The following is a 12,038-nucleotide window of genomic DNA, read 5'->3' as shown; positions in this document are numbered from 1 at the left end:
GATCAGGAGGCTCCCGCCCTCCACCGCTGCTCCCTGCCCCCGTCCAGCGGCTCCAGCGACAGCCCCTCCCCGGCGCCGCCGTCCGGTGTCACCGCCGTCTCGACGGCGATGGCCGGCCGGATCGCTCCGGCGCCGTCCACCACGAACTTCAGGTTCTGCCCGTTGCGACCGTGGACGGAGTCGCACGTCCAGATCCCGACGCCCCGGTCCGTCGCACCGCGGCTGTCCAGGCAGTAGTCGGGGTCGGCGGACGACTGGAGCACGCCGCGCGCGGAGTCGACCCGCCAGCGTTGGGTGCGGGAGCCGGTGCAGGGGGCTGTGACGACATCGGTTCCGTCGAAGAAGGCACCGGCCACGTCCAGGCACAACCCCGAGGCGAGGTTCACGACTTGGGCGTATCTGCCGTCGGGTGGGCGCGTCGGGGCGGGACTGGGGGAGGGCGGCGGCTTCGGGCGTGCCGTTTTCGAGGGGGCCGAACTCTTCCTGGGGGACGGCGGCTCGGTGGTGGGGGAAGGCGACGGACTCGGGGAAACCGTGGCGGTGGCCGTCACCGTCACCGCCACCGGCGGCACACTCACCGGCGTCCCGACCGAGCCGACCGGATCCTGCGCCGACGACGAACCGCCCTGCGCCACCAGGAACGCCACCAGCGGCAGCAGGGCCACCCCGAGCGCCGCCGACGCCAGCACGAACCGTCGGCGATCCCACGGCCAGGCCCCCTGCGGCCACCTCCCCTCCGCGACCAGCCCGACGGCCTCCCGCACGCCCGCGCCACCCGCCGCGTACGCCGTCCCGCCCCACGGCAGCAGCCCCTCCGCCAGCGTCGTGCGCGGAGTGTCCCGGAGCGCCGACAGTTCCTCGTAGGCGGTCGTGCAGTGCGGGCAGTGCGCCATGTGGGCGTGCAGGTCGGTGCTGTCGCGGGGGCTGTCCGGCCGTACGGACTCCTCGATGAGGCGGCCGAAGTCGGGGCAGTCGGGGTCGTCGGAGGCGGCGAGACGGGTGCGCAGGCAGGCGCGGGCCAGCTGCTGGAGCGCCGCGGCGGTGCCGTACGTGACGTCTTCGCGGGTGAGGCCGAGGAGAGCGGCCGTCTGCTCCACCGGCTCGCGCTCGACGACCCCGTACCAGATCAGGCCCTGCGTGCGGGACGGCAGGGACTGGAACGCCGTGAGCATGGGCGGGACCGGCCCGGACGGACCCGTCGTGTTCAGGACGAGGAGCAGGCCCGCGTCGAGGCCCGCGGCCCGTTCGTCCATGGCCCAGGTCCCGGCCGACCGGGCGGTCAGCAGCAGAAGCCGGTGCCGCCAGGGCAGGCCCGGGTCGACGCCGCGTGCCGTCTGACGGGCCGCGAGCGTGAACGCCTGGGCCGCGAGCTGCCGCGCCATGGAGTCGTTCGGGATGCACAGGCGGGCGTAGGCGAGGACGGGGGCGTGATGGCGGGCGCGGAGTTCCTGGAGCGCCTGATACGCGGTGGCCGTGTCGGCGCCCAGCAGTTCGGTGAGCCGCGCGTCGGCCGCGCCCGCAGGCACCCCTGGGCCAGCTTCTCTGCCGTCGTCGGCCCGAGCCATCCGCCTGCCTCCTTGCAGCCGTGCGACCCGCTCCAGCATTGATCTACCGGCGGGTATGACGGCTCATAGTGGAGGAAGGGAAGCTTTGGGGAAAGGGTTTCTGCGGGTAACCCGTGAACAGCCCATGAACGGACATGAACGGCCATGAACGGCCCGAGAACGACCGAACGCGCTGTGCCCGGTATCCGGCCGACGGATTCGGCGGGGTACCGGGCACAGCGCGTGTCGGCGGGGAGGGGGGCGCCCCTCCGCCGTCGGTCGTCACTCTTCGACCGTCAGCCCCTTCCGGAGCCGGATCAGGGTGCGCGACAGCAGTCGCGACACATGCATCTGTGAGATGCCGAGTTCCTCGCCGATCTCCGACTGGGTCATACCCGCGACGAACCGCAAGGAGAGGATCTTCCGGTCTCTGGGCGGCAGTTCGGCGATGAGCGGCTTCAAGGACTCGACGTACTCGATGCCTTCGATGCCGTGGTCCTCGTAGCCGATCCGGTCGGCGAGCGCGCCCTCGGCGTCGTCCTCCTCGGGCTGGGCGTCCAGCGAGGAGGCGGTGTACGCGTTCGAGGCCGCCATGCCCTCGACGACCTCGTCGTTGGTCAGACCGAGGCGCTCCGCCAGTTCCGCCACCGTCGGGGCGCGGTCGAGCTTCTGGGCCAACTCGTCGCCGGCCTTGGCCAGGTCGAGCCGGAGTTCCTGCAGCCGGCGCGGTACCCGCACCGACCACGAGGTGTCGCGGAAGAAGCGCTTGATCTCGCCGACGATGGTCGGCATCGCGAAGGTGGGGAACTCCACGCCGCGGCTGAGCTCGAAGCGGTCGATCGCCTTGATCAGGCCGATGGTGCCGACCTGGATGATGTCCTCCATCGGCTCGCTGCGCGAGCGGAAGCGGGAGGCGGCGAACTTGACCAGGGCGAGGTTGAGTTCGACGAGCGTGTTGCGGACGTACGAGTACTCGTGGGTCCCTTCCTCCAGCGACTCCAGCCGCTCGAAGAGGGTCTTGGAAAGGGCCCGCGCGTCCACCGGCCCCACCTCGTCGTACGGGGGGATGTCCGGAAGCCCGGCGAGTACGTCGTCCTGGGTCAACTCCTGACCGAAGTCCGGTTCGTTACGTACGGCGCTGTCGCGCTCGATGGGATCCAGATGTTCCGGTCGGGGTGCCGACGTCGCCGTCTGGGTATGCGATGCGTCGAGCCGGGGTGACATGATGTCCTCCATCGTTCTCGGCATATGGCTGCCGAAGCCTGCGTGCACTGCGGTGTGCGGCGCCTCCAAAGCCGGCCGAGTCGGTTACGTGTCTCTACTAGCCCTACCCGCTTTCGGGAGCCCACCGCAAGTGCGCTCTGTTCCGAAATGTCCGTTTCTGGGTGGATGTTCGGGTGTTGGAGGGCGTGGGGAAGGCGTAGTGTTCGAAAGCGTCAGTCAGCAGCCACGACGTCGGGAGTGAGAGACGGCATGGACCGCGGGACGGTCGGCAGCGCACAGTCTGGCCGACTTCTGGTCGAGGTGCGGGAAGAGGGCTCCAGTGCCGTCGTGACCCCGGCGGGTGAGTTGGATCACCACACCGCCGATTTGTTGCGTGAGCCACTCGAGGACTGCCTCGGCAAGGGTTTCAGTCGGCTGGTCGTCGATTGCTCGCGGCTCGAGTTCTGTGACTCCACGGGGCTGAACGTGCTGCTCGGGGCCCGGCTGAAGGCGGAGGCCGCCGGTGGCGGGGTGCATCTGGCGGGCATGCTGCCCGTCGTTGCGCGCGTGTTCGAGATCACAGGGGCCGACGCGGTCTTCACGGTCCACGACTCGCTCGACGACGCCCTGGCCGACGAGTCCGACGGGTCGGGTTGACCCCTCGCGTCGGGCACCGCATCAGACGTCACATCATTCGTGCCGAATCCGGGGGTGTTCCCTCGGCGCGGTCGGGCAGGAGACATCCTGAACCTGTCGGCTGTGAGGTCGGCCACCGGGGGTGGGGAACTGTGACCGACGCATCAGGCAGGGACGTGTACTGCCGTACTGACTCTGCGTACAGACTTGTGAATCGTGTGAACGTTGAACTGGTGAATCGGTGAGGTGAAGCGCTGATGAGCACCACCCGGCCTTTCTCGCCGGGCGACCGCGGCCCTGAGCCCAGCGGCGCTTCCGGGGTGTCCGAGGGGGGCGTGCCGGCCGCGGGGGGCTCCGACGAGGGCGCTCCGGCGGCGGCAACGCCCGACGGGGGCGCCGTGCCGTCCTTGAGGCCCGAGGCGTCCGAGGCGTCCGTCCAGGCGGCTGCGGGGCGTCAGGTCCGTCGGCTGGACTTCGGCGACCAGAGCGGGGTCGTCCCGCTCGCCCGTGACTTCGCCCGCCAGGCGCTGTACGCGTGGGGCTGGCTGCCGGCCGCCACCGCCGACCAGCGGGCCGCGGCCGAGGACGTACTGCTCGTCGTCTCCGAGCTGGTCACCAACGCGTGTCTGCACGCCGAGGGGCCCGACCAGTTGTGGGTCGCCTGCGACAACAAGGTGATCCGTATCGAGGTCTCCGACAAGGGCACGGGCCAGCCGGCCCCCCGCACGCCGCACCGCGCGGGCCGCCCCGGCGGCCACGGCATGTTCATCGTGCAGCGGCTGTGCCTGGACTGGGGAGTCGTGAGGACGCCGGGGGTCGCGGGCAAGACGGTGTGGGCGGAGCTGGGAGCACCGGCGTAGGGCGCCCGTCCGGCGGTACGGGACGAAAATTCGCTTCCGCGGCGCTGAGCTGCTGCTCTACTCTCCCTGCAACGCGCTGACGGAGACAAGTAACCCGGGGCCGCGAGCCGAGAGAGCCGCCGATCGCTGTGAAGGCGGCCTCGCGTCCCGAGTGAATCCACTCCCGAGTGCGGGGAGGAAATGCCCCGCCGGCCGGCCCCCGTCATCGGGCCCGAACGAGTCCGTCGTACGGCCACGCAGGTGGGGTACGGCGGTGAAGGCGTGGTGGCACCGCGAGCACCCTCTCGCCCACGCCCCGAGGGACCACCCCGGGGCGGACCGTGTGCCCCGGCCGACCGGACGGAGCGCGCACCATGCTCGACGTCACCCTCATCCGAAACCACCCCGACCAGGTCCGCGAGGGCCTGCGCAAACGCGCCGTGGACGCCGACATCCCGGCCTTCCTCACCCTCGACGCCGCCTTCCGCGAGGCCCGTACGGCCGTGGAGCGGCTGCGCGGGGAGCGGCGGGCGGATCTCGGCCGAGATCGCCGTACGACGCCGTGAGGGCACCGCGGCCGACGAGCCCCGGGCGACCGCCCGGCCCCTGGCCGACGAACTCCAGGCCACCGCCAAGACCCTGGCCGGCGAACTCGCCGAGGCGGAGGCCCATCTCGCCGAACTGGCCGGCCGACACCAGGAGTTCCTCGACGCCCTGCCCAACCTCCCGGACGCTGACGTGGCGGCGGGCGGCAAGGAGAACAACGAGGTCGTGCGGGCCGTGGGGAATGCGCCCGCCTTCGACTTCCCGGCCAGGGACCACGTGGAGCTCGCCCAGGACCTCGGACTGGTCGACTACAAGCGGGGTGCGGCCCTCGCCGGCAACGGCTACTGGATCTACCGTGGCGAGGGCGCCGCCCTGGAGTGGGCGCTGCTCAGCCACTTCCTCGACGCACACCGCCGCGCGGGATACGAGTTCGTGCTGCCGCCGCACCTGCTGACCTATGAGGCCGGGTACACGGCCGGACAGTTCCCCAAGTTCGCCGACGAGGTCTTCCGCGTGGACGAGCACTTCCTGCTGCCCACCGCCGAGCCCGCCCTGGTCAACCTTCACCGCGGCGAGACGCTCGACGAGCGGGAACTGCCGCGCAGGTACGTCGCCTACACGCCCTGTTACCGCAGGGAGAGCGGCAGCCACCGCACGGCGGACCGCGGGACGCTGCGGGGGCACCAGTTCAACAAGGTCGAGCTGTTCCAGTTCGCCCGGCCGCGGGACTCGGACGCCGCGCACCTCGAACTCCTGGCGCGGGCCGAGGAGTTGGTCACGGAACTCGGCTTGCACTACCGGGTCACCAAGCTCGCCGCCGGGGACATCAGCCCCGCGCAGGCCAAGACCTACGACGTGGAGGTCTGGCTGCCCAGCCTGGGCGCGTACGCCGAGGTCAGCTCGGTGTCGAACGCCCGTGACTACCAGGCCCGGCGCGGCGGTATCCGTCACCGCCCGGCCGACGGCGGCAAGGCGGCGTACGTCCACACCCTCAACGCCTCGGGTCTCGCCACCAGCCGGCTGGTGCCCGCGATCCTGGAGCAGCATCAGCGGGCGGACGGGACGGTCGCCGTGCCGGAGGTGCTGCGGCGCTGGGGGCTGCCCGAAGTGCTCCGGCCGCGGGCGACGTCGACCTGACCCCGGGTTACCGAGGGTCACCCTCTCCACCCGAACCCCCGCACGCGCACGCCGGATCGCCACAACTCCGGTGTGCGCCGTGTCTTCCTTCCTCAAGGCCCCGGGCGTACCTTGACGGCCGATCTGATGTGCCGTCAGGAATGAGGGGACCGTGTCGAAGCAGAAGCGAACCGCCGCGCTCGCGACCGTCGCGGCCCTGGCCGGCTCGGCGGTGCTGATGGCCGCCCCCGCGGCCAGGGCCGAAGTCGTCGACGTCAACTACGCCTGCAAGACGCCCATCGGCGACAAGAGCGCCGTGTCGCCCATCGACATCAAGGGCGTCAAGAGCGGCAGCGGCTACAAGGTCACCATGTCGTGGCAGAAGGGCGTCTCGTCCAGCCCGGTCGAGCTGGGCAAGGGCGCGATGAGCCCGAGCGCCACCGTCAAGCTGGGCGGCGCCGACAGCGGCACGCTGGCGATGACCGGCTCGGCCAACCAGGAGGCGATCCCCGCCAACACCCCCATCAAGATCAATGACTTGACGGGTACGTACGCCCCGAAGAAGACCGGCAAGGTCACCTTCACGGCGGGGATCCTCACCATCAAGGCGCTCGGCACGACGACCACGTGCACCCCCACCAACAGCCCCGGACCGTCGCTGACCCTCGACGTGACGGCGGCGGCCGGCGCGGGCGGCGGCACCGGCCGGCCAGGCTCCGGATCCGGCTCCGAGCTCCCGCAGACCGGCCCCGAGGACTCGGCGATCGCCCTGGGCACCCTCGGCGGCACCGTCCTGCTCGCGGGCGCGGCAGGAGCGCTGTGGCTCACGCGCAGGAGCCAGGCAGCACGCCGCTGACCGTTTCGTGGTAGCACCGCTGGAGCCGCCGATGTCGTCAGCCGTCCGTGTCCTGTGCCTGTCCCTGCTGTCCCTGCTGGCTCTGCCGGCCGCCACCCCCACGGCGACCGCCGCCGAGGGCTGGTCCGTCGCGCCCTCCGGCGGCGGACGGCCGTCCTTCTACGCCGAGGGCGAGCCGGGGGCGGTCCTGCAGGACACGGTGTCCGTGACCAACGGAAGCGGCCGATCGGTCGGCGTGCGGCTGCGGGCCACCGGCGTTCCGGTCACCTTCGCGGAGCGCGAGGTGCGGATCCCCGCCCGCACCCGAGCCGACGTGCCCTTCTCGGTGACCGTCCCGGACGGTGACGGCACCGCGGAGATCGTGGCGCTGGGCACCGACGGCCGTACCCAGCGCCTGCGGGTCCATCTCAGGGCATCGGTCGCGCAGGTCGCGGCACTGACCGTCGAGCAGGTGTCCGTCCGCGCCGACGGCATCACGTACGAGCTGGTCAACCGAGGTACGACGCCCCTTGTGCCGCGGCTGTCCGTCCAGGTGCGCGGAGTCTTCGGCCCCGTCCTGGACCGCGGCCCGCGCACCCTCTCCGTCGACCTGCCGCCGGGCAGTCGTACGAAGCTCACCGAGCCGTGGCCCGACCGGCCCGTCCTCGACGCGGTCGACGTGCGGCTGACGGTGACGGCGGCCGGTGGGGCGAGCGACACGGCGGCGGTGTCGGTGCGGTTCGTGCCCTGGGCCACGCTCGCGGGAGGAGCGGCGGTGATCGGCGCCTTGTTCGTCGTACGGCATCGCAGGCGTCGTACGACGACCGCCGACGAGTCGGCCGAACGGCCTCACAGTCAAGCCGAGTTGACGGGAGCGGGGACGTGAGCGGGAGGGTGCGGATCGCGGCGCTGGTGGCGGTGCTGGCGCTGCTGTTGCCGGGGGCGGCCGTGACCGGGTGGGCCGCCGACGGGACGGTGCCCACCGTGAAGCTCTCCAGGTCCCAGGCGGGGACGGGTGGTTCGATCACCGTCACCGGAAGTGGCTGGCGGCCGCGCGCGCTGCTGATGATCCTGATCTGCGGCCAGTCCGTGCCGTCGACCGGAGTGCGGGGCGGCACCAACTCCTGCGCCAACGCGGACGGCAGGGCCGTGACCACGGACGCCGAGGGGCGCTTCAGCAGGAAGCTGCCGGTGGCCGAGCCGCCCGTGCCGTGTCCGTGCGTGGTGCACGTCGCGACCGTGACCGGAGCGAAGGCCGAGGCCGACGCCATCTTCCAGGTGGCCGGGCACGCGGTCGAGCCGCTGCCCGCGGAGCCGACGGGCGGGCGCCTGTCGGTCCTCACGGAGACCCGGCTGGAGGGCTCCGGTGGCCTGCTGACGTGGTTCGGCGCACCACCGGCGCGGACGCTCGTCTTCACCGTCGGCAATGTCGGCTCCTCCGCCGTGAAGAACCCGGTCTTCCAAGTCGGCACCTCCCACGGCGTGTTCGCCCCGCAGTGGGAGGAACAGCAGTGGCGCGGCACGATCGAGCCGGGCAGGAAGGCGCGGATCGAGCTGCCGGTGGAGCTCGCCGCCGGGGCGCACGGCGGCTACACCGTCTCCCTGAAGTACGGCGGCAAGGTGATGGCCGAGCAGCCCTGGGGCGTGGGCCGGCCCTGGGGCGTGACGCTGTTCTGGGTCCTGGTCTGTCTGGTCGTACCGGCGGCGTTGTTCCGCGTCGGGATGGCGGTGGTGGACCGGGTACGGCCGCGGCGGACCGCCCGCCGACGCGGACCCCGCCTGCCCGAAATGGCCCTGCGCATCCCGGGGCTGAAGCCCCGCGAAGAGGCGAGGCACGCCTCTTCCTCTCCCTCGGCCCTGCCGTGGTTCACCCCGGACAACGACCCGGGCACGGCCGGTCGGCTCTCCGCACCGCACGACGACGACAGCCCGACGAGTCGTACGCGTCCTCCGGGTCCTGCGGCTCCGACCAGGAAGGGACCCCCGTGAGCAAGCGAAGGAGAGTCACACCGGCAAGCCCGAGAAGAGGTGGCGCGGCGGGCGTCGCCCTGATGCTCGGCGGCGCGGGCATCCTGCTCGGCGTGTCCGCCGCGCCCGCCCAGGCCGCCGAGGTGGCGTACGCGACCGAGTGCATCCCGCCCGCCATCTCCGGGCTGCCGCCGGTCCAGGGCACGACCAAGGTGGAGGTCACCGCGCCCGCGGAGGCGAAGGTCGGCGACGAGGTGGAGATCGTCTGGAAGTTCGTCCAGGCGGCGTCGAAGAACCCCAACATCCTCGACCTCGGGCAGGACACGGTCCAGCCGACGGGGACGCTGAAGGCGGCCGGTGCGCAGACGGCCGACATCGCCATGCAGGGGCCGCGGCAGAACCCGCCGATCCCCAAGAACAGCGACATGAAGCTGTCCGACATGAAGGGCAAGCTGAAGCTGACGGCGCCGGGCGAGGTGACCCTGACGCCGGACGCGTACAACATCAACGTCAACAAGCCGATCTCCACGGACACCAAGTGCACGCCGAAGGAGACGGTGAAGCCGGCGGCGACGATCAAGGTGACGGACGGGGGCGGGGGTCCGGGCGGTACGACGGGAGGGCTGCCGACGGTCGTGCCGACGCTGCCGACGGGTGTGCCGACCGACCTGCCGACAGGTCTGCCGACGGGGTCGTCGAGCCCGTCCAGCCCGGATCCGACGCCGAGTGAGAGCGAGACGGGCGCGGACACCGGCGGTTCGAGCACCGGCGGCGGCGACGGCGGCCAGACCGACTTCACGGGCAAGGAGGTCCAGGTCCCGTACGAGTGCAAGACGCCCATCGGTGACAAGGAGGCCACTTCGCCGGTCCAGATCAATGCCAAGAAGAGCGGTGGCGGTTTCGATCTGACGGTCCAGTTCAAGAAGTCGGTGATGGACAGCCCCGCCGACATCCCCAAGGACTCGGTCAAGCCGTCCATGGAGGTCGTCCTGGGCGGCGCGGACAAGGGCACGGTCCATGTCGAGGGCCCGGCCAACTCCGAGGCCATCAAGTCGGGCGACCCGATCGAGATCCCGGACCTGACGGGCACGTACAAGCCGGGCGCGAACGGCGAGTCGACGCTCTCCCCGGGAGTCCTGACCATCGAGGCCCTCGGCACGACGACGACCTGCACGCCGACCAAGGCGGAGGTGTCCTTGACGCTGGACACGACGGAGCAGGCGAGCGGGGCGTCCGGCGGCGGCTCGGCGGGCAGCTCGACCGGCGGCTCCGCGGGCGGCTCGTCGACGGACGGCGGCCTGGCGGCGACGGGCGCGGAGGACCACGGCTCGCTGAAGGCCCTCGGGCTCGTGGCAGGGACGGCACTGCTCCTCGGCGGAGCGGTGTTCACCTTCATGCCTGGACGTCGCCTGCGCTAGCGCCCTTCGTCAGGTGGTGCGGGGACGAGGACGCCTCGGCCGACGGGCTGCACCTGTCGGCCGGTCAGGGCGCCGCCGCCTCCTCCTCACATGCCGTGGTCCAGCCGTAGATGCGTGCGCATCAGCACGTTCGCGTCGGCCACCGCGCTGTGGTCGTGCGCCGTGCGTGCCGCGGCCCGTCGTGCCGCGAGTTTCCGGCAGGGCTCGCAGCCGTCCACGGGGGCCGGTGAGCGACTCACGTCGAACGAGGGGTACGGCGGCGGCTCGGTCACGGCGCACACCCCCGTCCGACGCTCCAGTGCTCCCTCAACTCCCGTTCGCAGGCCCCGGCTTCGGCGGTCCGGCCCGCCTCCTTCGCGGCGTCCCGCTGAGCCAGTAACGCGCCGCACACGTCACAGGTGGGCGGCGGCGGGGGAGCCGCCGCCCATGCCGTGCGCGCGCTCACGCGGACCACCGTGCGAGCGCCGACTCGAGCGTGCGCAGCACGGCGGGCGTCGGCCGCGCCCAGCCGCCGGGCGGCGTCCAGGCGGCAGCCGAGCGGTTCGGGCGCGTGCGGCGGGGGAGGCGGGGGAGAGTCGTGCTCGACATGGCTCACTCCTTGCGGTTCGCGTTCCGGGGAACGCCTGTGCTGCACGCATTCGCCGGATTACGCTGCGTGTTCAGGTGCCGGTTACGAGCATGCCGTGTCCGGACCGCGAAAGGGCTGCTGAGACGCGCTAGTTCCACGCTCGGCACTCCAAATTCCACAAATTCCACATCAGGGCGGAGGGGGAAACAGGGTGCCGCAGCGACGGACAGTGACGAGCCGCAGCCATGAGCCGCGATGGAGGTACGCGGAGGAGGTACGCAGGCTGCGTGAGCAGAGCGGGCTCACATTGCGGCAGCTCGCGGAGCGACTGGGCTGGGACTGGTCGACGCTGGGGAAGCTGGAGCGGGGGCAGTCGCTGGGGAGCCCTGAGGTGGCGCAAGCGCTGGACGAGCATTACGGGACGCCCGGGTTGTTGCTGGCGTTGTGGGAGCTGGCCATCGCCGATCCGGTGCAGTTCAAGGAGCAGTACCGCAGGTACATGCTGCTGGAGGCCGGGGCGGTGAGCTTGTGGCACTTCGCCGTAAGCATCCTGCCGGGCCTGCTTCAGTCGGACGGGTATGCGCGGGAGGTGCTCGCGACCGGCGGCATCAAGGGCGAGGAGTTGGCCCAGCAGGTGGAAGCGCGGGTCGGCCGCCGGGCGTTGCTGCTGGGCGAGGATGCGCCGACGTTCCGCACCATCCTGTCCGAGGCCGTGCTGCGCACGCCGTTGCGGGATGCCGGGGCCTGGCGGGAGCAGCTCGAACACCTGGCGGAGGTCGCCGAGCGTCCGCACGTGACGCTCCAGGTGCTGCCTCTCAGCGCTGGGCTGCACGGCTTGGTCGGCACTGCCGTGATGTTCCTGCGGTTACCCGACGGGCGGACAGTGGCGTACACCGAGACCGCGTACAAGGGCGAACTGATCGAGGGGAACGGAGAGGTTGAGCGGCTGCAACGTGCGTACGATTCGATGCGCGACCTCGCGCTGTCACCGGCGGAGTCGCTGAAGTTCATCGGGCAGAGGCTGGAGGAAGCACCGTGCGATCCATCGACCTGACCGGCGTGACGTGGCGCAAGAGCAGCTACAGCAACCCGGACGGTGGCGAGTGCGTCGAAGTCTCCGACGACCTCCTGGCCGGGGCCTCGTGGCGCAAGAGCAGCTACAGCAACTCCGACGGCGGCCAGTGCCTCGAAGTCGCCGACAACATCCCCGCTCCCCTCGTCCCCGTCCGCGACTCCAAGAACCCCCACGGCCCCGCCCTGATCCTCCCGGCGACGGCCTGGGCCTCGTTCGTCACGGCCGTACGGCGCGACGAGCTGCCGCACTGACCTGACCCACAACTAACGGAGGCCGTTCACCACCGGTGC

At 71.6% G+C, this 12,038-nt stretch carries 14 protein-coding genes; 10 read left to right on the top strand and 4 right to left on the bottom strand.

All coding sequences use genetic code 11. The features are described 5' to 3' along the window. Positions 1–2: 2 nt before the first annotated feature. Positions 3–1,565 (bottom strand): ricin-type beta-trefoil lectin domain protein, encoded by a 1,563-nt coding sequence (locus AB5J49_RS19295; protein ID WP_369169863.1) that lies wholly within the window; start codon positions 1,563–1,565, stop codon positions 3–5. Positions 1,566–1,826: 261 nt separating this feature from the next. After that, on the bottom strand, positions 1,827–2,780 hold the full coding sequence (locus AB5J49_RS19290; RefSeq protein ID WP_369169862.1) for an RNA polymerase sigma factor SigF: 954 nt from the start codon (positions 2,778–2,780) through the stop codon (positions 1,827–1,829). Between the two features lie 237 nt (positions 2,781–3,017). On the opposite strand from AB5J49_RS19290, the gene AB5J49_RS19285 reads away from it, so the two are divergent. The 8 genes from AB5J49_RS19285 to AB5J49_RS19250 all read left to right on the top strand — a co-directional run bounded on the left by AB5J49_RS19285 (position 3,018) and on the right by AB5J49_RS19250 (position 10,105). Further along, on the top strand, positions 3,018–3,404 hold the full coding sequence (locus tag AB5J49_RS19285; protein WP_369169861.1) for an STAS domain-containing protein: 387 nt from the start codon (positions 3,018–3,020) through the stop codon (positions 3,402–3,404). A gap of 236 nt (positions 3,405–3,640) precedes the next feature. Beyond that, complete coding sequence (locus tag AB5J49_RS19280; protein ID WP_369169860.1) at positions 3,641–4,243, top strand: ATP-binding protein; 603 nt, start codon at positions 3,641–3,643, stop codon at positions 4,241–4,243. 353 nt (positions 4,244–4,596) lie between these two features. Then, positions 4,597–4,788 (top strand): hypothetical protein, encoded by a 192-nt coding sequence (locus AB5J49_RS19275; RefSeq protein ID WP_369175194.1) that lies wholly within the window; start codon positions 4,597–4,599, stop codon positions 4,786–4,788. Beyond that, a complete protein-coding gene (gene serS / locus AB5J49_RS19270) occupies positions 4,757–5,905 on the top strand; it encodes a serine--tRNA ligase (RefSeq protein ID WP_369175193.1) in 1,149 nt (382 codons plus the stop codon). Before AB5J49_RS19275 ends, serS begins: the two co-directional genes overlap by 32 nt. Before the next feature lie 151 nt (positions 5,906–6,056). Further along, the gene (locus tag AB5J49_RS19265) at positions 6,057–6,740 is read left to right on the top strand and encodes an LPXTG cell wall anchor domain-containing protein (RefSeq protein WP_369169859.1); all 684 of its coding nucleotides are present in this window, start codon (positions 6,057–6,059) and stop codon (positions 6,738–6,740) included. A gap of 31 nt (positions 6,741–6,771) precedes the next feature. Beyond that, on the top strand, positions 6,772–7,605 hold the full coding sequence (locus AB5J49_RS19260; RefSeq protein ID WP_369169858.1) for a hypothetical protein: 834 nt from the start codon (positions 6,772–6,774) through the stop codon (positions 7,603–7,605). Further along, positions 7,602–8,708, top strand: a complete 1,107-nt coding sequence (locus AB5J49_RS19255; protein ID WP_369169857.1) for a hypothetical protein — start codon at positions 7,602–7,604, stop codon at positions 8,706–8,708. The genes AB5J49_RS19260 and AB5J49_RS19255 overlap by 4 nt, the downstream gene beginning before the upstream one ends. Positions 8,709–8,770: 62 nt before the next feature. Continuing rightward, positions 8,771–10,105 (top strand): hypothetical protein, encoded by a 1,335-nt coding sequence (locus AB5J49_RS19250; protein WP_369175192.1) that lies wholly within the window; start codon positions 8,771–8,773, stop codon positions 10,103–10,105. An 86-nt stretch (positions 10,106–10,191) separates the two neighbouring features. Here the strand turns inward: AB5J49_RS19250 and AB5J49_RS19245 are convergent, their stop codons facing one another. Together AB5J49_RS19245 and AB5J49_RS19240 are read right to left on the bottom strand one after the other, a co-directional pair. Continuing rightward, positions 10,192–10,377, bottom strand: a complete 186-nt coding sequence (locus tag AB5J49_RS19245; RefSeq protein ID WP_369169856.1) for a hypothetical protein — start codon at positions 10,375–10,377, stop codon at positions 10,192–10,194. Positions 10,378–10,546: 169 nt separating this feature from the next. Next, entirely contained in the window at positions 10,547–10,693 is a 147-nt protein-coding gene (locus AB5J49_RS19240) for a hypothetical protein (RefSeq protein ID WP_369169855.1), read from the bottom strand. Between the two features lie 191 nt (positions 10,694–10,884). Between AB5J49_RS19240 and AB5J49_RS19235 the strand changes: the two genes are divergently transcribed. Then, positions 10,885–11,727 (top strand): helix-turn-helix domain-containing protein, encoded by an 843-nt coding sequence (locus AB5J49_RS19235; RefSeq protein WP_369169854.1) that lies wholly within the window; start codon positions 10,885–10,887, stop codon positions 11,725–11,727. Continuing rightward, positions 11,709–11,999 (top strand): DUF397 domain-containing protein, encoded by a 291-nt coding sequence (locus AB5J49_RS19230; protein ID WP_369169853.1) that lies wholly within the window; start codon positions 11,709–11,711, stop codon positions 11,997–11,999. The genes AB5J49_RS19235 and AB5J49_RS19230 overlap by 19 nt, the downstream gene beginning before the upstream one ends. Positions 12,000–12,038 lie beyond the last annotated feature (39 nt).

The organism is Streptomyces sp. R28 (genome assembly GCF_041052385.1).
Taxonomy (GTDB): domain Bacteria; phylum Actinomycetota; class Actinomycetes; order Streptomycetales; family Streptomycetaceae; genus Streptomyces.
The sequence above is the reverse complement of the archived record's forward strand: the minus strand, read 5'-3'. Positions and strand labels throughout refer to the sequence as shown.

Coding starts and splice junctions, on each gene's coding strand:
- AB5J49_RS19280 (WP_369169860.1), top strand. CDS start 3,641: ATGAGCACCACCCGGCCTTTCTCGCCGGGCGACCGCGGCCCTGAGCCC.
- AB5J49_RS19290 (WP_369169862.1), bottom strand. CDS start 2,780: ATGGAGGACATCATGTCACCCCGGCTCGACGCATCGCATACCCAGACG.
- AB5J49_RS19250 (WP_369175192.1), top strand. CDS start 8,771: ATGCTCGGCGGCGCGGGCATCCTGCTCGGCGTGTCCGCCGCGCCCGCC.
- AB5J49_RS19285 (WP_369169861.1), top strand. CDS start 3,018: ATGGACCGCGGGACGGTCGGCAGCGCACAGTCTGGCCGACTTCTGGTC.
- AB5J49_RS19275 (WP_369175194.1), top strand. CDS start 4,597: ATGCTCGACGTCACCCTCATCCGAAACCACCCCGACCAGGTCCGCGAG.
- AB5J49_RS19240 (WP_369169855.1), bottom strand. CDS start 10,693: ATGTCGAGCACGACTCTCCCCCGCCTCCCCCGCCGCACGCGCCCGAAC.
- AB5J49_RS19295 (WP_369169863.1), bottom strand. CDS start 1,565: ATGGCTCGGGCCGACGACGGCAGAGAAGCTGGCCCAGGGGTGCCTGCG.
- AB5J49_RS19260 (WP_369169858.1), top strand. CDS start 6,772: ATGTCGTCAGCCGTCCGTGTCCTGTGCCTGTCCCTGCTGTCCCTGCTG.